The 23,538-nt window shown below is 67.6% G+C and carries 19 protein-coding genes; 8 read left to right on the forward strand and 11 right to left on the reverse strand.

Annotated features, from left to right (window positions below; all coding sequences use genetic code 11):
* Positions 1-169: 169 nt before the first annotated feature.
* The 3 genes from E2F46_RS08515 to hppD form a co-directional block, all read right to left on the reverse strand.
* Positions 170-847, reverse strand: coding sequence for a hypothetical protein (locus tag E2F46_RS08515; RefSeq protein ID WP_133321656.1), 678 nt, complete (start codon positions 845-847; stop codon positions 170-172).
* Positions 848-933: 86 nt separating this feature from the next.
* A complete protein-coding gene (hmgA, locus tag E2F46_RS08520; protein WP_133321657.1) occupies positions 934-2,241 on the reverse strand; it encodes a homogentisate 1,2-dioxygenase in 1,308 nt (435 codons plus the stop codon).
* Positions 2,242-2,356: 115 nt separating this feature from the next.
* Positions 2,357-3,442, reverse strand: a complete 1,086-nt coding sequence (gene hppD, locus E2F46_RS08525; RefSeq protein ID WP_165967405.1) for a 4-hydroxyphenylpyruvate dioxygenase — start codon at positions 3,440-3,442, stop codon at positions 2,357-2,359.
* 107 nt (positions 3,443-3,549) lie between these two features.
* Here hppD and E2F46_RS08530 point away from each other — a divergent pair, with 107 nt between their 5' ends.
* Complete coding sequence (locus tag E2F46_RS08530) at positions 3,550-4,023, forward strand: MarR family winged helix-turn-helix transcriptional regulator (RefSeq protein ID WP_133321658.1); 474 nt, start codon at positions 3,550-3,552, stop codon at positions 4,021-4,023.
* A gap of 172 nt (positions 4,024-4,195) precedes the next feature.
* Here E2F46_RS08530 and E2F46_RS08535 read toward each other — a convergent pair whose 3' ends face one another.
* Positions 4,196-5,539 (reverse strand): MFS transporter, encoded by a 1,344-nt coding sequence (locus tag E2F46_RS08535; RefSeq protein ID WP_133321659.1) that lies wholly within the window; start codon positions 5,537-5,539, stop codon positions 4,196-4,198.
* A 369-nt stretch (positions 5,540-5,908) separates the two neighbouring features.
* Positions 5,909-7,687, reverse strand: a complete 1,779-nt coding sequence (locus E2F46_RS08540) for a peptide MFS transporter (protein WP_207949553.1) — start codon at positions 7,685-7,687, stop codon at positions 5,909-5,911.
* Positions 7,688-7,857: 170 nt separating this feature from the next.
* Here E2F46_RS08540 and E2F46_RS08545 point away from each other — a divergent pair, with 170 nt between their 5' ends.
* Positions 7,858-9,237: a YfcC family protein gene (locus E2F46_RS08545; RefSeq protein ID WP_133321661.1), complete on the forward strand. Its 1,380-nt coding sequence runs from the start codon at positions 7,858-7,860 to the stop codon at positions 9,235-9,237.
* A 102-nt stretch (positions 9,238-9,339) separates the two neighbouring features.
* Here E2F46_RS08545 and E2F46_RS08550 read toward each other — a convergent pair whose 3' ends face one another.
* Both E2F46_RS08550 and E2F46_RS08555 read right to left on the reverse strand, forming a co-directional pair.
* On the reverse strand, positions 9,340-10,914 hold the full coding sequence (locus E2F46_RS08550) for an AbgT family transporter (protein WP_133321662.1): 1,575 nt from the start codon (positions 10,912-10,914) through the stop codon (positions 9,340-9,342).
* A gap of 62 nt (positions 10,915-10,976) precedes the next feature.
* Complete coding sequence (locus tag E2F46_RS08555) at positions 10,977-11,837, reverse strand: tryptophan 2,3-dioxygenase (RefSeq protein ID WP_133321663.1); 861 nt, start codon at positions 11,835-11,837, stop codon at positions 10,977-10,979.
* A 122-nt stretch (positions 11,838-11,959) separates the two neighbouring features.
* Between E2F46_RS08555 and E2F46_RS08560 the strand changes: the two genes are divergently transcribed.
* Positions 11,960-15,532, forward strand: a complete 3,573-nt coding sequence (locus tag E2F46_RS08560; protein ID WP_133321664.1) for a pre-peptidase C-terminal domain-containing protein — start codon at positions 11,960-11,962, stop codon at positions 15,530-15,532.
* Positions 15,533-15,553: 21 nt separating this feature from the next.
* Here E2F46_RS08560 and E2F46_RS08565 read toward each other — a convergent pair whose 3' ends face one another.
* Positions 15,554-16,069, reverse strand: a complete 516-nt coding sequence (locus tag E2F46_RS08565; RefSeq protein ID WP_133321665.1) for a hypothetical protein — start codon at positions 16,067-16,069, stop codon at positions 15,554-15,556.
* A gap of 127 nt (positions 16,070-16,196) precedes the next feature.
* Between E2F46_RS08565 and pdhA the strand changes: the two genes are divergently transcribed.
* The 5 genes from pdhA (at position 16,197) to E2F46_RS08590 (ending at position 20,681) form a co-directional block, all read left to right on the forward strand.
* Complete coding sequence (gene pdhA, locus E2F46_RS08570) at positions 16,197-17,270, forward strand: pyruvate dehydrogenase (acetyl-transferring) E1 component subunit alpha (protein ID WP_133321666.1); 1,074 nt, start codon at positions 16,197-16,199, stop codon at positions 17,268-17,270.
* A gap of 23 nt (positions 17,271-17,293) precedes the next feature.
* A complete protein-coding gene (locus tag E2F46_RS08575) occupies positions 17,294-18,310 on the forward strand; it encodes an alpha-ketoacid dehydrogenase subunit beta (protein ID WP_133321808.1) in 1,017 nt (338 codons plus the stop codon).
* A 126-nt stretch (positions 18,311-18,436) separates the two neighbouring features.
* Positions 18,437-19,879, forward strand: a complete 1,443-nt coding sequence (locus E2F46_RS08580) for a dihydrolipoamide acetyltransferase family protein (RefSeq protein ID WP_133321667.1) — start codon at positions 18,437-18,439, stop codon at positions 19,877-19,879.
* 13 nt (positions 19,880-19,892) lie between these two features.
* Complete coding sequence (locus E2F46_RS08585; RefSeq protein ID WP_243720366.1) at positions 19,893-20,276, forward strand: VOC family protein; 384 nt, start codon at positions 19,893-19,895, stop codon at positions 20,274-20,276.
* A 21-nt stretch (positions 20,277-20,297) separates the two neighbouring features.
* Positions 20,298-20,681, forward strand: a complete 384-nt coding sequence (locus tag E2F46_RS08590) for a VOC family protein (RefSeq protein ID WP_133321669.1) — start codon at positions 20,298-20,300, stop codon at positions 20,679-20,681.
* A gap of 3 nt (positions 20,682-20,684) precedes the next feature.
* On the opposite strand, the gene E2F46_RS08595 is transcribed toward E2F46_RS08590, so the two are convergent.
* The 3 genes from E2F46_RS08595 to E2F46_RS08605 all read right to left on the reverse strand — a co-directional run bounded on the left by E2F46_RS08595 (position 20,685) and on the right by E2F46_RS08605 (position 23,499).
* A complete protein-coding gene (locus tag E2F46_RS08595) occupies positions 20,685-21,623 on the reverse strand; it encodes an MBL fold metallo-hydrolase (protein WP_133321670.1) in 939 nt (312 codons plus the stop codon).
* A gap of 233 nt (positions 21,624-21,856) precedes the next feature.
* Positions 21,857-22,168 (reverse strand): hypothetical protein, encoded by a 312-nt coding sequence (locus E2F46_RS08600; protein WP_243720362.1) that lies wholly within the window; start codon positions 22,166-22,168, stop codon positions 21,857-21,859.
* On the reverse strand, positions 22,165-23,499 hold the full coding sequence (locus E2F46_RS08605) for a tryptophan--tRNA ligase (RefSeq protein ID WP_133321671.1): 1,335 nt from the start codon (positions 23,497-23,499) through the stop codon (positions 22,165-22,167). Before E2F46_RS08605 ends, E2F46_RS08600 begins: the two co-directional genes overlap by 4 nt.
* Positions 23,500-23,538 lie beyond the last annotated feature (39 nt).

A 23,538-nucleotide genomic window follows, 5' to 3' on the forward strand; every position in this document is an offset into this window, starting at 1 on the left:
AAATGCCTTTCCCCGATCGAAGTTTCTGACCTTGCTCCACTCGATGCCATCGAAGATGGAAGCACCATCACATCGACGTCTCTAGACAGCAGTGCGCTTGCGCCGGGATGACGGCATTGAAGCGCCGACAAGGCGACGTCGCGCGCAGGCTTGCGCCAGCGCAATGGCGTCAGGAGCAGCCTTCCACGTAATCCACCTGCGGCGGCACGCCGACGCGCCATGCATCCACGCGGCCTTCGGCATGGGTCTCGAACACCAGCACGCCGTTACCGCCCGCCGGGTCGGTGATGCGCAGGTAGCGGCCGTCGGGATCGTACTTGTGCGGGCGCTGTTCGACGCGCCCGCCGTACAGGGCTTCGATCTCGGCAATGGTCATGCCGGCCTTGCCGCCGCCGGGGGCGGTGACATCGTCGGCACGCACGTCCATCCGCGCGAAGCGGTCGCCCTCGATCATGAACGCCACGCGGTAACCGCCTTGCGTCAGCGGCTGCGGGATCAGGTAGTAGCAGCCACCCGGCTCGGACGGCTGCGCGTCGCCGAGATCCCCGCCCCAGGACATGCGCACATCCTCCTGGGTGCCGCCGAACCGGGCCGGGCCGAAGCCGTCGTAGCTGATGGTGCCTTCGGCCGGCGAGCCCACCCGCAGCGAACCCAGCGCCTCGGGCGATGCGGTTGCCGGCGGCACTTCCTCCATCGGCTGGTCGGCATGCAGGTCACCCGGCGCGCTTGCGCCCGCCGCGGTCGCAGCGTCCGCGGCGGCATCGCCATCGACGGGCGCTGCAGGCTGGCGGTCGCAGGCGGCCAGCGACACGGCAAGGACGAGGATCGGCAACAGCGGCTGGCGCATGGGAAGCTCCTGTCAGGGTCGCGGCGACTCTCGCATCCGCACGATCAACATTGTGTGCAATCCGCTCCCGCGTCAACGGCGCCCGCTCAGGGCGCGACGAAGTGCTTGCGCAGCCCGGCCCAGCACTCCTGGTAGTCGCGCTGCCGGTGCCCGGCCTCCATCGCCTGCCGCGTCGGCCGGATCACCGACCGCGTCTCGAACATGAAGGCCATGGTGTCGCCGATCACGTCGGGTTTCGACAGGTCGGCCTTGCTCGCCTTCTCGAACGTCGCCGCATCCGGCCCGTGGCCGGTCATGCAGTTGTGCAGCGAGCACGCGCCTGGCGCGAAGCCGTCGGCCTTCGCGTCGTAGGCCCCGTGCACCAGGCCCATGAATTCGCTGGCCACGTTGCGATGGAACCACGGCGGGCGGAACGTGTCCTGCGCCACCAGCCAGCGTGGCGGGAAGATCGCGAAGTCCAGGTTGCCCACGCCGGGCGCGTCGGTGGGCGAAGTGAGCACCAGGAAGATCGACGGGTCGGGATGGTCGAAGCTGACCGAGCCGATGGTGTTGAAGCGGCGCAGGTCGTACTTGTAGGGCGCGTAGTTGCCGTGCCAGCCGACCACGTCCAGCGGCGAATGGTCGATCGATGCGCGCCACAGCCGACCGCCGAACTTGGCGACCAGTTCGAACTCGCCGTCGAGGTCTTCGTAGGCGGCATTCGGGGTGAGGAAGTCGCGCGGGTTCGCCAGGCCGTTCGAACCGATCGGCCCGAGGTCCGGCAGGCGCAACAGCGCGCCGAAGTTCTCGCAGACATAGCCACGCGAAGGGCCGTCCGGAAGCGCGACGCGGAAACGCACGCCGCGCGGGATCACCGCGATGTCCTGCGGCTCCAGTTCGATGACGCCCAGCTCGGTCGCGATGTGCAGCCGGCCCTGCTGCGGCACGATCAGCAGCTCGCCATCGGCGCTGTAGAAGTAGCGCCCCTGCATGTCGGCATTGGCCGCGTACAGGTGGATGCCGACGCCGGCATGCGCATCGGTGCCGCCATTGCCGGCCATGGTGAACAGGCCATCGATGAAGTCGACCGGCGTGTCCGGGATCGGCAGCGGGCTCCAGCGCAGCTGGTCGGGCGACACCGGCGCATCGCCGAAATCGTCGTGGAAGGCCGGTCCGGACGCCAGCGATGCCGCGTAGGGTTCGAACGCGCCGTGCATCGCCGCCGGGCGGATGCGGTACAGCCAGCTGCGGCGGTTCTCGCCGCGCGGCGCGGTGAACGCGGTGCCGGTCAACTGCTCCGCATACAGTCCGTGCGCGACCCGCTGCGGCGAATTGCGCCCGACCGGCAACGTGCCGGGGATGGCCTCGGTGGCGAAGGTGTTGCCGAACCCGGATTGGTAGCCGTTGGATTTCATCGGTGATCCATAGGGTGGGCCTTGGCCCACCGGCTTGGGGAATGCGGAACGGACGATGCGTGGCGGGGGCCAGCGGACGCGACGGTCGGGCTGCAATGGCGGGCCAGGGCCCGCCCTACAGCACCCCGCGTTTCATCTGGTCGCGCTCGATGCTTTCGAACAGGGCCTGGAAGTTGCCTTCGCCGAAGCCTTCGTTGCCCTTGCGCTGGATGATCTCGAAGAAGATCGGGCCGAACGCGTTCTGGGTGAAGATCTGCAGCAGCTTGCGCTGCTTGGTTTCCGGGTCGGCGTCGATCAGGATCCTGTTCTTCTGCAACCGCGCCACGTCCTCGCCATGGTCGGGGATGCGCTGGTCGATGACGTCGAAATAGGTGTCAGGCGTGTCGAGGAAGGCGACGCCCTGCCCGCGCATCTTCTCCACGGTGCTGTAGATGTCGTCGGTGAAGCAGGCGATGTGCTGGATGCCCTCGCCCTTGTACGCGTCGAGGTATTCGTTGATCTGGCTCTTCGGGTCGCTGGACTCGTTGAGCGGGATGCGCACGATGCCGTCCGGCGCGGTCATCGCCTTCGACACCAGGCCGGTCTTGGCGCCCTTGATGTCGAAGTAGCGGATCTCGCGGAAGTTGAACAGCTTCTCGTAGTAGTCGCTCCACTTCTGCATGTTGCCGAAGTAGAGGTTGTGGGTGAGGTGGTCGATGAAGGTCAGGCCGAATCCGGCGGGGTTCTGGTCGACGCCCTCGATGGCCACGAAATCATCGGCATAGGCGTCGCCCTCGGCCGGCGCCAGGTACAGCATGCAATCGCCGATCCCCTTCACCACCGGCACGTCGATGGCCTTGCTGGCGGCCTTGTGGTCGATGGCGGCGCCGCCGTTGGCCTGCACCGCCTCGAACACCTCGGCGACCGGCTTGCGGAAGCGGATCGCGAAGCCGCAGGCGCTGGGGCCGTGCTGCGCGGCGAAATCGGCGGCGAAGGAATCGGGGTCGTCGTTGACCAGGAAGTTCACCCCGCCCTGGCGGTACACGGTGATCGGACGCGACCTGTGCCGGCGCACTGCCGTGAAGCCCAGCTTGCGCAGATAATCGTGCAGCATGTCGCGCTGGCCCTCGGGTGCGGCAAACTCGACGAACTCGAAGCCGTCGATCCCCATCGGGTTCTCGAACGTGGTGACCTGCATGCCGAGGTTGGGCTGTGCGTTCATCGGGGGACACTCCTGCGCTGCGCTGGGGGACGGTGGGACCGGCGCGATCTGCCGGGTGGAATGACCTTTATAGTTACACGTGCAACCAATTGCAAGGATCACGTCGTATGTCCAGCGATACCCCGACCGCCGCCACGCCCCCTGCCCATGCCCGGCTGGAGCTCGACCGCTTCCTGCCCTACCGCCTCAGCGTGCTGTCCAACCGGGTCAGCCAGGCGATCGCCACGGCCTACGGCGAGCGTTTCGGCATCGGCATCACCGAATGGCGGGTGATCGCGGTGCTGGGCCTGCAGCCGGGCCTGTCGGCCAACCAGGTGGCCGAACGCACGGCCATGGACAAGGTGGCGGTGAGCCGCGCCGTGGCCAAGCTGCTGGAACGCGACCTGCTGCAGCGCGACACCCACGGCGACGACCGCCGCCGCTCGGTGCTGGAGCTCAGCGAGGCCGGCTACAAGGTCTATGACGAAGTCGTGCCGCTCGCGCAGGGCTTCGAACGCGACCTGCTGTCGGTGCTCGACGAGGACGAACGCGCGATGCTCGACCGCCTGCTGACCAAGCTGTCGAAGAAATACGTGGTGTAAACGGCCGACGCCAGGCGGAACCTTCGATTCGTCATCCCCGCGCAGGCGGGACCCATAGACTTCAGGGTTCGGGGCGACGCGGCTCTCCGCGGCGACGGCATCGGGCAGGGACTGGACGAAGGCAGGTGCCACCTTCCAGGGTCTGCCTTCGCGGCGCGACCGGCGCGTCGCCTTACCCCGCTGCGTCCTTCGTCCCGCGCTCCAGCCCATGCCCGCCGGGCCCGGACTCGGTGCGCCACAGCTGGAACGAGAACAGCAGGCCCAGCGCCGCCAGCGCGGTGTAGAACCACATGCCCGGCGCATAGCCGCCCGCGTTCTCCGGCCCGGCGAGGAAATGCGTGTTGAGCCGCCCGACCACCAGCGGCACCAGGAAGACGCCCACCTGCTGGCACAGCGTCATCATCGAATAGGCCGCGCCCAGCCGGTTCTCGCGCACGATGTAGGCCACCGAGGGCCACATCACCGCCGGGATCAGCGAGAACACGCCGCCCAGCAGCAGCATCACCACCAGCAGCGTCAGCGGCACCTCGGCGCTACCGGCGAACGGAATCCAGATGCCCACGTCCGGCCCCGGTGGCGCATAGGTCACCAGCAGGAACAGCGGCAGCATCACCAGCGACCCGATCGCCATGAACAGCGAGCGCCGGCCCACGCGGTCCACCCACAGCCCGAACAACGGCGTGGCCACGATCGCCGCCACCGGCAGCAGGCTGCTGAGCATGCCCGCGGTGGCGCGGTCCAGCCCGTGCGCCTGCTGGAAGTAGTCGATCGCGAACGCGCGGAACGGGAATACGGTGGCGTAGAACACCACGCACAGCCCGACGATGTACCAGAACGACGCACTGAAGGCGTACATGCGCTTGAGGTCGAGCTTGTCGGTCTCGGGCGGCGCACCCAGGTCCACGCGGCCTTCGGTGCGCGCCTCCATCATCCAGTACAGCATCGCCGCGGCGACGCCCACGCCGGCCACGCCGGTGGCCAGCCACAGCGGATCCTGCCAGTTGCTGTACAGCGGCTCGGCGAACGAGGTGGACCAGTCGGCCGAGGCCGAGCCCAGGCGCGCGATCGACAGGTTGAGGCCGAACGCGAAGCTCAGCTCCTTGCCCTTGAACCACTTCGCCAGCACCGCCGTGGCCGCCACGATCAGCGGCTCCGCGCCCACGCCCAGCAGGAAGCGGCCGGCCAGCATGGTCTCGAACTTCGCGGTGGACGCCATCAGCGCCGCAGCCCCAAGGCAGATCGCCGCGAACACGGTGATCGCGACCTTGGTGCCCCAGCGGTCGATGATGTAGCCACCCGCCAGCAGCACCAGCACCGCAGCCACGCTGTAGGCGCTGAAGATCATGCTGATCTGGTCGTAGCTGAAACCTTCCTGCTCGCGCAGCAGGTCCACGACCGGGCCGAACGAGTCGTAGATGTAATAGTTGGCGAACATCGCCACGCTGACGAACAGCAGCACCAGCCAGCGCTGCAGCGGCGTGGGACGCGGCAATGCGCCTGCGTTCGTGGTCGTCATCGGTGGCGTGCCCCCTGCAATCGTCGATGGCGCACTTTACACGGCACGCGCGCCGGGCAAGCCATCGCTTCCGCACCGCGACCCTCCGCACATGCCTGCCCTCGGCGCGAATCCGGCGTGGGAACGCCAAGGCGCCGGGTGCCGGCTTGCGCGTGGATGACGGTCAGCGAATGGGATGCGTCGCGACGGTTGAAGTCTGCCCTCGGCGTCGGACGCGCGCGCGCTCGTCATCCCGGCGAACGCCGGGACCTTGTGCCCTGGCATCTTCTTGCATCGACCCCCTCGCAAGCGTCGAGCCGCCGGAGACATGCGCTCTACTGCCCGATGGCGACTGGCAGGTCGGACCGCGTGTCCGACCTGCCGTGGCACTTACACCCGGCGTTGCCCCGTGGGGTCGATGCCACCGGCCGCAGGCTCGGCCAGCTCCGCCTGCCCCGGCACCTCGTCGTCCTTCAGCGTATCGAGGTGCATCAGCTTGCGGATCAGCGGCGACACGAGGATGAAGCCAACGCCGACCGCGACCGCGACCCAGCCGACCGTGCTGTACACGTCCAGTACCACCTGCTGCGCCGCGTCCTCGCCGGACGCCGCTTCCGAACCCGTGGCCGCGGCGATCAGCCCCGCGACGAAATTGCCGGTCGCCGAGGCGAAGAACCAGCAGCCCATGATCAGGCTGGCCAGGTGCGCCGGCGCCAGCCGGTTCATCGCCGACAGGCCGACCGGGGACAGGCACAGCTCGCCGGTGGTGTGCAGCAGGTAGATCAGGAAGATGAAGAGCACCGGCGTCATGTTGCCGGTGGCGACGCCCGCGGCGCCGGCCACCAGCACCAGGAAGCCGAAGCCGAGCTGGATCATCGCCAGGCCGAACTTCGCGGGCGCCGACGGTTCCAGCCCGCGCTTGCCCAGCCACGTCCACAGCATCGCGAAGAACGGCGCCAGCAGGATGATGTACATCGCGTTGATCGACTGGAACATCGACGCCGGCACCTCCCAGCCCAGCATGTTCCGGTCCACGTAACGGTCGGTGTAGAGGTTGAGCGAAGAACCGGCCTGCTCGAACAGCGCCCAGAACAGCACCGAGCCGATCATCAGGATCATCGCCGCGAAGATGCGGTCACGAACTTCGTCACGCTTGATCACGAACTGGTGAACGACGATGCCTATCGCCAGAATCAAGCCACCGATAGCCAGCCAGATCAGTACGGGCAACGCCCCAGCGGTGATCAAGATGACAGCGAGACTCGCCACTACCGCAGCACCCCCAAGGAGAAACAATGAGAAGGCCATTCTTGGCGCCGCTTCGAAGCTGCCATAAGGCAACTTGAAAACCGCTAGAGCCACTACGTACAGAAGTAGAATCGCGCCGAAGATGCCAAGCGCCCAACCCACAATCTGTTGGTTCTGCACCATCCACCAGCAGGCAGCGACGATGGCAATGCCCAGCAGGTAGAGCGTCCACTCGAACGGGATGCCTGCGACACGCTCGCGTAATTTGACCGGATTGCTGGATTCTCCATTACCCTCCAGCAGCGGCTTGCCGACCACGAATACGATCAGGCCCAGCAGCATGCCCACGCCCGCGGCACCGAAGCCGTACTTCCAGCCGTAGGTTTCGCCGAGGTAGCCGCACAGCAGCGAACCCAGGAACGCACCCAGGTTGATGCCCATGTAGAAGATGGTGTACGCGCCATCGCGGCGCACGTCGGTGCGCGGATACAGCTGCCCCACCATCACCGAGATGTTGGCCTTGAGGAAACCCGAGCCGACGATGATGAAGGCCAGCGCCAGCCAGAACGCGTTCATCGCAGGACTGCCCTGGTCGCCGCTGCCCTCGAAACCCATCAGGAAGTGGCCGATCACCAGCAGCACCGCGCCGTACAGCACCGCCTTGCGCTGGCCGAGGTACTTGTCGGCGAGGTAGCCGCCGATCACCGGCGTGATGTACACCAGCGCGGTGTACGCGCCATACACCATCGATGCATCGCCATCGGAAAACAGCCAGTGCTTGGTGAGGTACAGCACCAGCAACGCACGCATGCCGTAGTAGGAGAAGCGCTCCCACATCTCGGCGAAGAACAGCATGAACAGGCCGCGGGGATGGCCGAGGAAGGTCTTGCCCGCCTCGGTGGCGTGCGGAGGGTTGGACACGTGGGTCAGCTCCTGGACGGTGACGACCGCCGGGATCGGCGGTCGTGGCGGCGCGTAACTTACGCCCATGCCGCCCCGCAGGGAAAGCTGCAGCGCGTCGCAGGCACCCCGGGCCCATCCGAGGGCTGGGGTAGCATGGGCCGGGACCGCCGTACCGGAACCAGTTGCCCATGCCCCGAAGCGTCCGCATCCCCCATACCCTCGTCCTGCTGTTCGGCATCATGGTGTTGGCCCTCGTGGCCACCTGGCTGCTGCCGCAGGGCAGCTTCCAGACCGCGCCCAACGAGGCCGGGCGGATGATGGTGGTGCCCGGCAGCTACGAAGTGCACGCCGAACGCGTGTGGCTGTCGCCGGCGGCACTGTTCACCGCGGTGCCGCGCGCACTGGCCGACGCGCAGGCCATCATCTTCTTCCTGCTGATCGTGGGCGGCGCCATCGCGGTGCTGCGCGCCACCGGCGTGATCGACGCGCTGCTGGGCTGGCTGCTCAAGCGCATCGGCCACAATCCGGCGCTGCTGATCATCTTCGGCACCGCCGCCTTCGCCGCCGGCTCGGGCACGCTGGGCGTGTCCACCGAATACATCCCGTTCGCGCTGGTGCTGGTGTCGCTGTGCGCGGCGATGCGCCTCGACGCGATGACCGCCATGGGCGTGATGATCGGCGGCTACTGCGTGGGCTACGGCGTGGCCTGGACCAATCCGTACACCGTGGTGGTGGCACAGGGCATCGCCGAACTGCCGCCCGGCTCGGGCCTGTGGTTCCGGCTGGCGCTGTTCGTGCCGTTCGTGGCGATCGTGGTGCACCACGTCTGGCGCTACGCGCGCAAGGTGGCCGCGGATCCGTCCGCCAGCCTGATGGCCGGCGTGGACACGCCGGGACGCGACGAGGCGTTCGAGTATCCGGCCTTCAACGGCCGCCACACGCTGATTGGCGTAGTGGTGCTGGTGGCATTGGTGGCGATGGTGTACGGCATCTCGCAGCGCGGCTGGTACCTGGACGAGCTGGGCGCGATCTGGCTGGCGGTGGCGCTCCTGGCCGGCGTGATCGGCGGGCTGGGCCTGGACGACACGGCGAAGAAGTTCGCCGCCGGTGCCGCGGAGCTGGCGGTGGTTGCACTGCTGGTCGGCTTCGCGCGTTCGATCGCGCTGATCCTCGAGGACGGACAGGTGCTGCACACCATCGTGCATGGTGCGTCGATCCCGCTGGGCTGGGTGGGCACCGAGCTGGCCGCGGTCGGCATGCTGCTGATGCAGACGCTGATCAACTTCTTCGTGCCGTCCGGCTCCGGGCAGGCGTTCGCGACGATGCCGATCATGGCGCCGCTGGCCGACGTGGTCGGCATCGAACGGCAGGTCGCGGTGCTGGCGTTCCAGTTCGGCGACGGTTTCTCGAACATGCTGCTGCCGACCAACATCATCCTGATGGCGATCCTCGGCATCGCCGGCATCTCCTACGACCGCTGGTTCAGGTTCGCCTGGCCGCTGTTGCTGAAGCTGATGCTCGCGGCGGCAGCGGCGCTGGTGATCGCGGTGTGGATCGGATACGCGTGACGATGCCGGGACCGTGATGCCAGCAAGCCCTGCTTTCCAACACGCATGAATGAAGACGGGCGCCGAAGCGCCCGTCTTTTTTTGATCTGCGTACCCGTCCCGTCAGGGCGTCGGGTACACGTAACTCGCACCGATCCCCAGCGGAATGCCGAAGCCCCAGAACGCCAGCAGGAACGCGGTCCAGACCACCAGCAGGGCGATCGAGAACGGCAGCATCAGTGCCAGCAACGTACCGATGCCGCTTCCCTTCACGTACTTCTGGCAGAACACGACGATCAGCGGGAAGTACGGCAGCAGCGGCGTGATGATGTTGGTGCTGGAATCGCCGACACGGTAGGCCGCCTGCGTCAGGTCGGGCGAGATGCCCAGTTGCATCAGCATCGGCACCATGATCGCGCCGATCAGCGCCCATTTCGCCGAGGCCGAGCCGACCAGCAGGTTGACGAAGCCCGACAGCAGCACGATGCCCACAAGGGTCACGCCGGTCGGCATGCCCAGCGCCTGCAGCCCGTTCGCCCCCTTGATCGCCAGCAGCGCGCCGAGGTTGCTTTGCCCGAAGGCGTAGATGAACTGCGCGGCGAAGAACGCCATGACGATGTAGTAGCCCATGCCGCTCATCGCCTTGCTCATGCCGGCGATGATGTCGCGGTGCGACTTCACCGAGCCCGACGCATAGCCGTAGACGATGCCCGGCACCACGAACAGGATGAAGATCAGCGGCACGATCGACTGCATCAGCGGCGCGGTGGCGACCAGCAGTTCGCCCGCGCCACTCGCGGCATCGGCCGGCGCGCGCCAGGGCGAACCCATCGGATACGCGGTCACGACCAGCAGGGCCGTCAGCACGAACATCGACAGCACCGCCAGCAGCAGGCCGCGGCGTTCCGGCGCGGTCAGCGTCGCCATCTTCGGCATGTCGGCGGCATCGCCATCGACCACGGTGTTGCGCAGGCGCGGCTCGATCACGCGGTCCGTGAGGAACCACCCCACCAGGATCACCAGGCCCGTCGATGCGGTGGTGAAGAAGTAGTTGTTCAAGGGATTGACGACCACCGCCGGATCGATCAGGTGCGCGGCCTCCTGGGTCAGGCCGGACAGCAACGGATCGAGGCTGGACGGAATGAAGGTGGCCGAAAAGCCCCCCGACACGCCTGCGAACGCCGCCGCGATGCCGGCCAGCGGATGCCGCCCCGCGGCGTAGAAGATCACCGCGCCCAGCGGGATCACCAGCACGTAGCCCGCATCGACCGCGACATGGCTGAACACGCCCACCGCGATCAGCATCGGGGTGAGCAGCATCTTCGGCGTGATCGACAGGATCGAACGCAGCGCCGCGTTGATGAAGCCGGTGTGCTCGGCCACGCCCAGGCCCAGCATCGCCACCAGCACCACGCCCAGCGGCGCGAAGTTCACGAACGTCCGCACCATGTCGGCCATGAACTGGGTGAAGCTGGTGCCCGCCAGCAGGTTGCGGATCTGGATCGGGTCGCCACTGCGTGGATCGAGCTCGTTGAAGCTGACGTTCGCCAGCAGCGCCGACACCACCCATACCACCAGCATCAGCAGCAGGAACAGCACCGCCGGGTCGGGCAGCTTGTTGCCGACGCGTTCGACCGCATCGAGGAATCGGGTGACCAGGGTGGCGCGTGGCAGCGCGTCCGGGGCGGGTTGGTTCATCACGGGCTCCAGGGTGGGCAGTGGTGCGGGGGCATGCTAGCAGTGCGCAACGCCGGCCGCGGCTAGCGGCCGGGACCGACGCGGGTACGCACGTCGAACAGTTCGGGGAAGAAGGTCAGTTCCAGCGCCTGCTTGAGGAAGCCGACGCCGCTGGAGCCGCCGGTGCCGCGGCGGAAACCGATGATGCGCATCACCGTGCGCATGTGGCGGAAGCGCCACAGCTGGAACTGCGTCTCCAGGTCCACCAGGTCCTCGCTCAGCGCGTACTCGCGCCAATAGCGGCCAGTGTTCTCGTAGATCGACTCGAACACCGGCAGCAGTGCATCGTCGCGTACGTGCGGCTGCGCCCAGTCGCGCTGCAAATGGCGCTCGGGGATGGCGTGCCCCCAGCGCGACAGGTAGCGCAGGTATTCGTCGTACAGGCCGGGCGCTTCCAGCGAATCGCGTAGCCGCGCCTGCCCGTCCGGGTCATGGGCGAAGACCTTGAGCATCGACGCGTTCTTGTTGCCCAGCAGGAACTCCATCTGCCGGTACTGCAGCGACTGGAAGCCGGACGACGGCCCCAGCACGTCGCGGAACTCCATGTACTCCGATGGCGTCAGCGTTTCCAGCACCGCCCACTGTTCGGTCAGCTGCCGCAACACCTGCTTGCAGCGCGCCAGCACCTTCTGGCACTGCCAGACTTGGTCGCGCTGCAGGAAGCCGATGGCGGCGCTGAGCTCGTGGATGACCAGCTTGATCCACAGCTCCGACACCTGGTGCTGCACGATGAACAGCATCTCGTCGTGGTGCGGTGGATCCGACAGCGGATGTTGCGCCGACAACAGCTGGTCGAGCCTGAGGTATCCGCCGTAAGTGATTCTTCCGTCGAGGTCGGTATGGATGCCTTCCTCCAACGGACGTTCGTTCTTGTCGATGGCCATGGCCTGCGAGCGTACCGCATCGCCGCCGCAGGGCGTCATGCAAACGCAACCCGATCCGTGCAAACTCCCGTGGCTGGCCGGGGGTGCGCCAGTCCAACGGATTGATTCCAAAGGAGCATGCAGTGAGCCATTCGCTCGTCCGCCGGCTGTGGCCGGCCCTCGTCGTGCTGTGCGGGCTGTTCGCCGCGCCGGCATCCGCCCAGGTCGTCATCAGCCAGGTCTATGGCGGCGGCGGCAACAGCGGCGCCCCGTACACCAACGATTACGTCGAATTGTTCAACAGCGGCAGCACCCCTGCGTCGCTCTCCGGACTGTCGGTCCAGTACACCAGCGCCACCGGCACCGGCAACTTCGGCGCCAATACCGGCCTGATCGTGGTACTGCCGGCGGCGACGCTGGACCCGGGCGCTTATTTTCTGGTGGGCCTTGCCGGCGGTACCAACGGCGTCGCGCTACCGACGCCTGACGCCACCGGCACCATCAACATGGCCGGGGCCGCGGGCAAGGTGGCACTGGTCAACAGCACCGTCTCGCTGGGCTGCAACGGCAGCAGCACGCCCTGCGATGCGTCGCAACAGGCGCTGATCGTCGACCTGGTCGGCTTCGGCAATGCCAATTTCTTCGAAGGTGCCGGCGCGGCGCCGACACTCAGCAACACACTGGCCGCGTTCCGTGATGCAGACGGCTGCACGGATACCAATGACAATGCCGCCGATTTCGCCGCGCTGGCGCCGGCACCACGCAACGGCAGCGCCCTGCCCAATCCCTGCGATGGCGGCGGCACGCTGTTCCTGAGCATCGGCAACACCAGCGCCGCCGAGGGCAACAGCGGCACCACCCCCTTCTTCTTCACCATCAGCCTCAACCAGCCCGCGGGCGAGGACGGCGCCAGCGTCGACTGGGCCACGGCCGATGGCACCGCCACCGTCGCCGACGACGACTACATCCCCGGCAGCGGCACCGTGACCTTCGCCGAGGGCCAGAGTTCGGTGACGATCAGCGTCGACGTGGTCGGCGACGACACCACCGAGCCCGACGAAACCTTCTTCGTCAACCTCACCAACCCCGTTGGCGCCGAGATCTTCGTCGCACAGGGCGTGGGCACGATCCTCAACGACGACGTCGCCACCGTCGCCATCCACGCCATCCAGGGCAGCGGCCAGATCTCGCCGTACGACGGCCTGCAGGTGGCCACGACCGGCATCGTCACCGGCCGCAAGAACAACGGTTTCTTCATCCAGACGCCCGATGGCCAGGACGATGGCGACCCGGCCACCTCCGAAGGCCTGTTCGTGTTCACCAGCAGCACGCCGCCCGCGGCGGCCGAAGTCGGCAGCCTGGTGCTGGTGCAAGGCACCGTCACCGAGTACGTGCCCGCGGCCGATCCGCACCAGTTGCCGCTGACCGAGATCGTCAACGCCACGGTCACCCAACTGTCGACCGGCCACCCGCTGCCAACGCCGGTGGTGCTGACCGTCGACATGCCCACTGCCGAGGGCGGGCTCGACCAGCTCGAGCACCTCGAAGGCATGCGCGTCACCATCCCCAGCGCCACCGTGGTCGCGCCCACAGGCGGCAACACCAACGAGACGCAGGCCACCGCCACCAGCAACGGCCGCTTCGCCGTGGTGGTGACCGGGACCGCGCGCCCGATGCGCGAACCCGGCATCCAGGTGCCCGACCCCGACCCGCTGGGGAGCACCGCCACCAACATCCCGCGCTGGGACTACAACCCGGAAACCATCGCGGTCAACAGCACGACCATCGGCGCGCCCACGGCGAACCTGGCGGCTGGCTGCACCATCACCGACGGCACCCTCACCGGGCCGCTGGACTACACCTTCCGCCGCTTCGTGATCTACCCCGAAGGCGAGCTGGCCAGCGATTGCAGCAACGCGGCGCCGACGCCCGCCACGCTCCCCACGCCCGACCATGCCACCTTCGCCACCTACAACCTCGAACGCTTCTTCGACACGGTCAGCAATCCCGGCACCAGCGAGCCGGTGCTGACCGCGGCGGCACTGGAACGACGCCTCAACAAGGCGTCCATCGGCATCCGCGACTACCTGCACGCGCCCGACATCCTGGGCGTGACCGAGACCGAGAACCAGTCGGTGCTGCAGGCGCTGGCCGACCGCATCAATGCCGACGCCATCGCCAACGGCCAGCCGGACCCGGGCTACGTGGCCTATCTCGAGGAAGGCCTGGACGTCGGCGGCATCGACGTGGGCTTCCTGGTGAAGGCTGGCGAGGTTGCCGCGGGCGTGGCGCGCGTCGAGGTGCTGTCGGTCGAGCAGGTCGGCGCGGATGCCGTGCTGCAGAACCCGAACGGCAGCACCAGCGTGCTCAACGACCGGCCGCCATTGGTGCTCGACGCCGTGGTCAACTTCGCCGACGGCCGCAGCGTGCCCGTAACCACCATCGTGGTGCACCAGCGCTCGCTGAGCGGGGTCGCCGACGACACCGGCGGCAGCAGCGGTTGGTCCAGCACCGGCGAGCGCGTGCGCGCCAAGCGCCAGGCGCAGGCGGACTACTTGGCCACCCTGGTCAACGACATGCAGGACGCGGACCCGGCACGCAAGATCGTGGTGCTGGGCGACTTCAACGCCTTCGAGTTCAACGACGGCTATGTCGACGCCATGGGCACCGTCACCGGCCTGCCTTCGGCCGATGACGAGACCGCGGTCGAGGGCGATGGCGCCGACCTGGTCGAGCCCAACCTGTTCAACCTTACCCTGATGGCCGCTGCCGAGGACCGCTACTCCTTCGTCTTCGACTACCAGGCGCAGACGCTGGACCACGTGCTGGTGAACGAGGCGATCCTCGCATCGCCGCTGGTCACCGGGCTGGACATCAGCCATGCGCGGATCAACGCCGACTTCCCGGAGGTGGCGCGCAACGATGCCGATACGCCGACGCGTCTGTCCGACCACGACCCGACCATGCTGCTGATGCGGATCGCGGCCGTGGCCTTCGCCGATATATCGGTCGAGGTGGAAGCGCTGGAGGCCGAAGTGGTCGCAGGCGAGACGATGGAGTTCGGTGCCATCGTCGCAAACGCCGGTACGGACGATGCGACCTTCCCGGGTGTCGGCCTGGTGCTGGATGCCGAACTGGCCGACGTGCTGGTGTCCGCGCCGGAAGGCTGGGACTGCGACGCACCGGACATCGCCGGTGGCAACACCACCGTCGCCTGTGCCACCGACACCCTGGCGGCAGGCGGTGAAGCGGTGTTCGCCCTGGTGGCCACCGCACCGGAAAGCCGCATCGGCGGCACCGTGACGCTGGCCGCCGCGGCGACCTCGCAGACCGAGGATCCGGACGAGGCCAACAACGCCGCCTCGACGTCGGTGAACGTGATCGAAGACCCGGTCTCGGCGATCCCCGAGCTGTTCAACGCCGTACCGGTCACCGGCCTGTCGGGTGCGGAAGGCGGCGAGGTCGTCTATCGCATCGAACTTCCGGCCGGCGCGACCATGCTGCGGTTGATGAGCTACGGCGGCAGCGGCGACGTCACGCTGTACGCCAGCCGCGGTGAAATCCCGACCACGGCCGATTACGACGCGCGCTCGCTGCGTCCGGGCAACAACGAGACGATCACGATCACCGCGCCGCAGCCGGGCACGTGGTACGTGAAGCTGGTGGGCGTGCGCGCCTTCGCCAACGTCTCGCTGCGGGGCAACTTCAATCCCTGATCGCCCGCACGGCGATCCGCATCATCCAGACCCCGGCAATGCCGGGGTCTTTTTTGTTTCTTCTCCAAGTCCGAGGATGCCGAGGGCGCCTGCCGGGACCACGTCGTTCCGCTCTTCTGCCGAACCGGCGATGACCTGTCCGCCCGGGCCCGATGCCACCGCAAGCAAGCGGGTATCGGGCCGCGACCTGCGGTGGCATCGGATTTGCACCGCCACGGGTGCCTTCCCCTCGGTCAGGAGGAACACCATTTTCTGATGCATTGCCCAAGGCAGGACAGGCGTGGGGCGGCGGTCGGCCACCGCCGCCCAGTCGCGGCCCGATGTCCGCTTGGTCGGCACGGTGGCCGACCGCCGCCTCATGGTTCTGGCGCCCGGTACGGAAAGCGGAAAGCAGGCGTGGAATCGACGGCTGTTCTCGACGCACCGATGTGAGTTCCAGCGCAGGTCCGGTGTCGCCGCAACCAAGCGGATATCGGGCCGCGACTTGCGGCGACACCGGACCTGCGCCTTGCGCGCCTTGCCGGAGAGCGCGCACACGTCCGCAAGTGGGCGAGAACCGCGCCACCGGCCTCCCGCTTGTGGATCAGATACTTGCCGCAATGCGCAACGGCTCTTAACGGGGCCGCGGCTATCATCGACGGCCAACGACGACACGGAGCGACACATGGGCGTCGCCGCCACATTCCAGATCGAATCCCTGCAATACCTCGGCGCCGACGGCAAGCCCGTCGGCGAACTGCCGGAAGCATTTGCGGACCCCAGAGCGCTGCTGCCGCTGTTCAAGCAGATGCTGTTCGTGCGCCAGTTCGACGGCAAGGCCATCGCCCTGCAGCGCACCGGCAAGCTGGGTACCTACGCCAGCTGCCTGGGCCACGAGGCCACCCACGTCGGCATCGGCGCCTCGATGGAGCCCGAGGACGTGTTCGCGCCCAGCTATCGCGAGTACGGCGCGCAGATCGTGCGCGGCGTGCGCCTGCGCGAAATCCTGATGTACTGGGGCGGCGACGAGCGCGGCAACGACTTCCAGGTCCCGCGCCACGACTTCTCGTGGTGCGTGCCGATCGCCACGCAATGCCTGCATGCGGCGGGCGCGGCGCTGGCGTTCAAGCTGCGCGGCGAGAAGCGCGTCGCGGTGACCTGCTGCGGCGATGGCGGCTCATCGAAGACCGACACCTATGCAGCGATCAATTCCGCCGGCGCGTACACGCTGCCGTTCGTGCAATGCATCATCAACAACGGCTGGGCGATCAGCGTGCCGCGCAGCGCGCAGACCGGCGCCAGGACGCTGGCGCAGAAGGGCATCGCCGGCGGCCTGCACTGCCTGCAGGTGGACGGCAACGACCTGTTCGCGGTGATGGAGGGCATGCGCCGCGCGATGGAGCGCGCGCGCAATGGCGAGGGCGGCAGCGTGATCGAGTTCATGACCTACCGCCTGCACGACCACACCACCGCGGACGACGCCCGCCGCTATCGGGATGAGGCTGAAGTCAAGGCGGCCTGGCAGCGCGACCCGATGACGCGGCTGCGCGCGTATGTCACCGCGCAGGGCCTGTGGGACGAAGCGCAGGAAAAGGCCTGGGCCGACGAGTGCGGCAAGCACATCGACGAGGAGATCAACGCATACCTCGAACTGCCGGTGCAGCCGGTCGAGGCGATGTTCGACTACCTCTACGCCGACATGCCGCCGGACGTAATGGAGCAGCGCTCCGCGGTGCTGGCGGCGGAGGGCCGCGCATGAGTGCCGTACTGGAGACGCAAACCATGGCGGGCAGCAAGCCCGCGGCGAAGACGGAAACCCCGGCGGCCATCACCCTGATCGAAGCGATCACCCAGGCACTTGCGTGGGAGATGCGCCACGACGATTCGGTGCTGGTGCTGGGCGAGGACGTGGGCGTCAATGGCGGCGTGTTCCGTGCCACCGCCGGACTGCAGGCGACCTTCGGCCCGGAGCGCGTGCTGGACACGCCACTGGACGAAACCACCATCGCCGGCCTCACCGTGGGCCTCGCCGCGCAGGGCATGCGTCCCGTCGCCGAAGCGCAGTTCGACGGCTTCGTGTACCCGATGGTCGACCACATCGTCTGCCACGCCGCGCGGATGCGCTACCGCACGCGCGGCCGCCTGCACTGCCCGATGGTGCTGCGCGTGCCATGGGGCGGCGGCATCCGCGCACCGGAGCACCACAGCGAAGCCAACGAGGCGATCTTCACCAACGTGCCCGGACTGCGCGTGGTGATGCCGTCCTCGCCCGCGCGCGCCTACGGCCTGCTGCTGGCGGCGATCCGCGACGAGGATCCGGTGATCTACATGGAGCCCAAGCGCATCTACCGCCAGTACAAGGAACTGGTACCCGACGATGGCGAGGCGCTCCCGCTGGACGTGTGCTACGTGCTGCGCGACGGCAGCGACGTGACCCTCGTCACCTGGGGGGCGCAGGTCAAGGAGACGCTGGAAGCCGCGGAAAAACTCGCGGGCGAAGGCATCAGTGCGGACGTGATCGACGTCGCCACGCTCAAGCCGCTGGATTTCGCCACCATCGCCGAGTCCGTCGCCAAGACCGGCCGCTGCGTGATCGTGCACGAAGCCCCGAAGACGGCGGGCTTCGGCGCCGAGATCGCCGCGCGCCTGGCCAGCGAATCGATGTACGACCTGCTGGCGCCGGTCGAGCGCGTCACCGGCTACGACACCCACATCCCGCTGTTCCGGCTGGAAATGAAGTACCTGCCGAACGTGGACAAGATCATCGCTGCGGCGAAACGCACGCTGGCGCATTCGTAGGGGCGGGCCCTGGCCCGCCTTCGATCAGCCACTGGCCGATCGGAGGCAAGGGCGATTCGGGAAGCGACCACTTCAATCGGATGCAACATCAACGGCGGGCCAAGGCCCGCCCGACGGAATCACGACATGGGCGACAAGAAAACCTTCAACCTCCCCGACCTTGGCGAAGGCTTGCCTGATGCCACCGTGGTCGAGTGGTTCGTCAAGGAAGGCGACACCATCCGCCTCGACGACAACCTGGTGTCGATGGAAACCGCCAAGGCGGTGGTGGACGTGCCTTCGCCGGTCTCCGGCAAGGTGCTGAAGCTCGCCGGCGGCGTGGGCGACGTCATCGTCACCGGCAGCATGCTGGCCGAGTTCGAGATCGACGCCTCGCAGCCACAGCGCGCCGAGGGCCAGGACACCGGCCACCACCACGGCCATGCGCCTGCAAAAGGCGTGGGCAGCCAGGATCCCGCGCCCGATGACAAGGTGGTCGCCTCCACCGAAGGCGGCGCCATCGAACAGACCGGCAAGGCGCCACCGGAAGCGACATCCGAAGCCGGCGGCGACCGCGCCGACAGCGGCACCGTGGTCGGCGCCATGCAATCCTCCGATGCCGTGCACAACGAAGCCGCGGTCTCGGTGGGCGGCGTCAAGGCGATGCCTGCGGTGCGCGCGATGGCGCGCAAGCTCAAGGTCGACATCGCACGCGTGCGCGGCAGTGGCGCCGATGGCGTGGTGACGATGGCAGACGTGAAGCGTGCGGCGGCGGACGGTAGTGTCGCGCCCGGCAGCCCCCATCCCAACCCTCCCCCGCGCGCGGGGGAGGGAGGCGAGCGCGCAGCGCGAGCGGGTGGGGGTTCGGCTCTTGAGCGCACGTCCAGCCAACGAACGGCTTTGTCCGCCTCCGGCAAGCCCATGCGCACGCAGCCGCCATCGGTCAGCGCCAGTGGCCAGCCCGAACAGCTCAAGGGCGTGCGCCGCAACATGGCGCGGGTCATGGCGGATGCCCATGCGAAGGTCGTGCCGACCACGCTCACCGACGATGCCGACATCCACGCCTGGTCGCACGGCAACGACCTGACCGCGCGACTGGTGCGCGCGATATGCGTCGCGGCGAAAGCGGTGCCTGCACTCAATGCCTGGTTCGATGGCGACAAGCTGGTGCGCACCCTGCACCCGCAGGTCGACATCGGCATCGCGGTCGATACCGACGACGGCCTGTTCGTCCCCGCCCTGCGCAACGCCGACATGCTCGATGCCAACGGCGTGCGCGAAGGCATCAACCGCCTGCGCGCGCAGGTCGAGGACCGCAGCATCCCGGCATCCGAACTCGGCGGCTATACGATCTCGCTGTCGAACTTCGGCATGTTCGCCGGCCGCTACGCGACGCCGGTGGTGGTGCCGCCCTGCGTGGCGATCGTCGCCGCGGGCCGTGGCCGCCACCAGATGATCCCGGTCGTGGGTGGTTTCGAATCGCACAAGGTGATCCCGCTCTCGCTGACCTTCGACCATCGCGCCTGCACCGGCGGCGAGGCCGCGCGCTTCCTGAAGGCGATGCTGGACGACCTGGCGCTGCCGCAGTGACACGGTGACCACGATGCGCTTCCGCGGCCTCACGCCAATGCTACGCACGCCGGACCTGCACGGATCGATCGCGTTCTACGTCGACAGGCTTGGCTTCACGCTGCATTCGCACAGCGAGACCGATGGCTGGGCATCGCTGCGCCGCGACGACATCGAGCTGATGCTCGCCACGCCGAATGCGCACACCGGGCACGCCAAGCCCGCCTTCACCGGTTCGCTGTATTTCCGGCTGGACGACGGCCCCGCGATCGATGCACTCTGGTCGTCCGTGCAGGGCAAGGTGCACACCTGCTACCCGCCGGAGACCTTCCCCTACGGAATGCGCGAATTCGGCATCTACGACGACAACGGCTACCTGCTGCAGTTCGGGGCACCGGCCGTGCCCGGACACCCCTGATCACGAAACCGAGGAACCGCCATGACACACCACAGCCGCGTGTGCGGTTTCGTCCTGGATTGCGAGGTCGATGACCTCGCCCCGCACCTTGCATTCTGGAGCCAGGCACTCGGCAAGCGCGTGGATGCGATGGACGAGGATGGCGACGGCAGGTACGCACGCTTGCAGACGGCGTCCGACGAACCGATCCTGTTGCTGCAGAAGGTGTCGCACGCCTCGCGCATCCACCTCGACATCGAAACCGATGACGTGGATGCCGAAGTCGAACGCTTGGTCGCGCTGGGCGCGAAGGAAGTCGAACGCGTGCATACGTGGTGCGTGATGGAAGCACCCAGTGGCCATCGCTTCTGCGTGGTGCGGCAGCAGACCAAGCCGTTCGGCCCGCACCTCAATGCATGGAAGTAGGTCCTAGCCCGCGCGCGTCTTCGCCAGCCGATCGAGCCAGACGCCCAGCCCCTGTGCGTTGATCTCGATATCGTTGCCGAGCACCTCGGCAACGCGTGCCTGTGCATCGGCAACGCCATGCGTCCGTGCGCGCTCGACGCACAGGTCGGTGAGGCCCGTCACCATTCGTGCGTGGCGATCCTCGTGACCATCCGCAGCCTGCGCGATGGACACCATGGCATCGACCATTACCCGCATGTCATCGGCCAGCCGCGCGCATTCCGTCACCGCGCCATAGTGCGCGACATGGATCGCGGCAGGATCGCGCGCCACCAGCTTGCGCACGGAATCCTTCATCTCGTCCGGATCGAACTGCACCGGCGAGGTGGTCGGCACGATGAAAGCGCCGTTGTCATTGTCGAACTCCCGGTACGACAGGCCGAAGGCATCGCCCGCGAACCAGCTGCGCGTGCGCGCGTCCCAGACGCTGTAGTGATGCCGGGCGTGGCCGGGGGTATCGACGCACAGCAGTTCGCGGCCGGCGAGATCAACGACATGGCCATCCCCTGCGACCACCACGCGCTCGGACGGCACCGGCAACATGCCCGCATGATCGCGTTCGAACATCGCTTCGCCGTAGACGGCACGGGCGCCGGCGATCAGCCGGGTCGGGTCGATCATGTGCGGCGCACCGCGCGGGTGCACCACGAGCCGCGCATTGGGCAGCGCGCGGATCAGCGGCCCCGCAGCACCGGCATGGTCGAGGTGGACATGGGTCACCAGCAGCCAGTCCACCGCCTCGCGTGCCACACCGGCCGCTTCGAGCGCGGCGAGCACGCGCCCGGCGCAGGTGGCCGTGCCGCAATCGATGAGGGCTGCACGCCGGTTTTCCTGCAGCAGGTAGGCCGCGCAGAGCCCGGGGCGCAGATAGCCGGTGTCGATGATGATCGGCTGGTGGGACATGGCGTGCACCGTGCGATGAATTGATCGCAGTCTAGGGGATCGGCGGCGAGTGGCCGATGCTGCTTTGGTCGCGTGGACGTTGACCCATTACATGCACGCTGGAGCCAACATCCCGTTGGCTGACCGGGCGACGCTCTATCAAGAAACTCCGTCTCCGCGGGAACGAAGAAAGTCCTGGACAACGCCAGCAAAGCCGTGTGCGCGGCGCACGACGCGTGATCAAGCGTTCGCGTTCAGCGCCGCGGACGCAGCCACAGCCAGCGCACCCAGGACGCGAGGCCCAATGCGGCAAGGAACACGCCATATCCCAGCGCGGTGGCGAGAATCTGCGGCCAGAGCTTGCCGTGCCCGGTATCGGCATTGGCCATCGACCAATGCACGCTCCACAGGAACGCCGCCAGCGACAGCAGCAGCGCCATGGCATCGAACACCACCCGCGCGGCACCGCGCGGCTTGCGCGGGAACAGCCAGTACAGCGTGCCGAGGATCGCGAACCACGGCAGGAACAGGATGAGCGTCAGGTTGAGCTCGACCAGCGGGTTCACGCTACGCCAGCCTTCGCCGCCTTGTCGGCGTCAGCGACAGACAGCGCATCGAGGGCGGCCTGCACCTGCGCGACATCGACGCCGTCGCCCAGTGCGGCAGGCGCATCGGCAATCGCCAGCGTGCCGCGCTTCAATGCAGCGATCGCCTGCCCGGCATCGCGCGGTGCATCGAAGGCTGCGCTTTGCAACAACACGCGATCGCCCTCGACCAGCTTGAAGTAGAACTTGCCGTCGCCCTCGCGGTACTGCTTGAACGTGGCCAGCGGCGGCTTGTCGACGGTCGATTCGGCCTCCATCGCCCCCAGCTGCATGTTCGAGAGGTCGCGCAGGCCCACCGCCTCGCGCAGCTGCGCCAGCAGCGGCGTCGCGTATTCCTCGCGCAAGCGACGCGCGCCATCGCGCAAGGTGTCTTCGATGTCGCCGGGACGCGCCACCAGCGCAAGGTACCGCTCGCGCATCGGGGCGATCTCGCGCTCGACCCGAGCGAACACCTGCTGCTTGGCATCGCCCCAGCCGATGCCATCGGCATAGGCCTGCGCAAACGCGGCGGTTTCTTCCTTCGACGCGAACGCTTGGTACAGCTGGAACAGGGGCGAGCCTTCCGCATCCTTCGGCTCCCCCGGCGCGCGCGAATCGGTCAGGATCGAGAAAACCAACTTCTTCAACTCGCCCGTCGGCGCGAACAGCGGGATGGTGTTCCCGTAGCTCTTGCTCATCTTGCGGCCATCCAGCCCGGGCAACGTGGCTACGTTGTCGTCGACCACCGCCTCGGGCAGCGTGAAGTAGTCGCGCCCGTACACATGGTTGAAGCGCTGGCCGAAATCGCGCGCCATCTCGATGTGCTGCACCTGGTCGCGGCCCACCGGTACCTTGTCGGCGTTGAAGATCAGGATGTCGGCGGCCATCAGCACCGGGTACATGAACAATCCGGCGGTCACGCCGGCATCGTCGTCCTCGCCATCGGCGCGGTTCCTGTCCACCGCCGCCTTGTAGGCGTGCGCGCGGTTGAGGATGCCCTTGCCGGCGACGCAGGTCAGCAGCCAGGTCAGCTCCGTGATCTCGGGGATGTCGCTCTGGCGGTAGAACCAGACCTTGTCCGGCTGCAGCCCGGCGGCCAGCCAGGTGGCGGCGATCTCCAGCGTGGATCGCTGCGTGCGCGCGGGGTCCTGCGCCTTGATCAGGCTGTGCAGGTCGGCGAGGAAATAGAAGCTGTCCGTGTTCGGCGCGCGGCTGGCGGCAATCGCCGGGCGGATGGCCCCCACGTAGTTGCCCAGGTGCGGCGTGCCGGACGTGGTGATGCCGGTGAGGATGCGGGCGGGACGTTGCGACATGCGCTGGCGACGGCGGGAAACGGAACCGCAGTTTAACCG

It is taken from the genome of Luteimonas aestuarii (genome assembly GCF_004357985.1).
Classification (GTDB): domain Bacteria; phylum Pseudomonadota; class Gammaproteobacteria; order Xanthomonadales; family Xanthomonadaceae; genus Luteimonas; species Luteimonas aestuarii.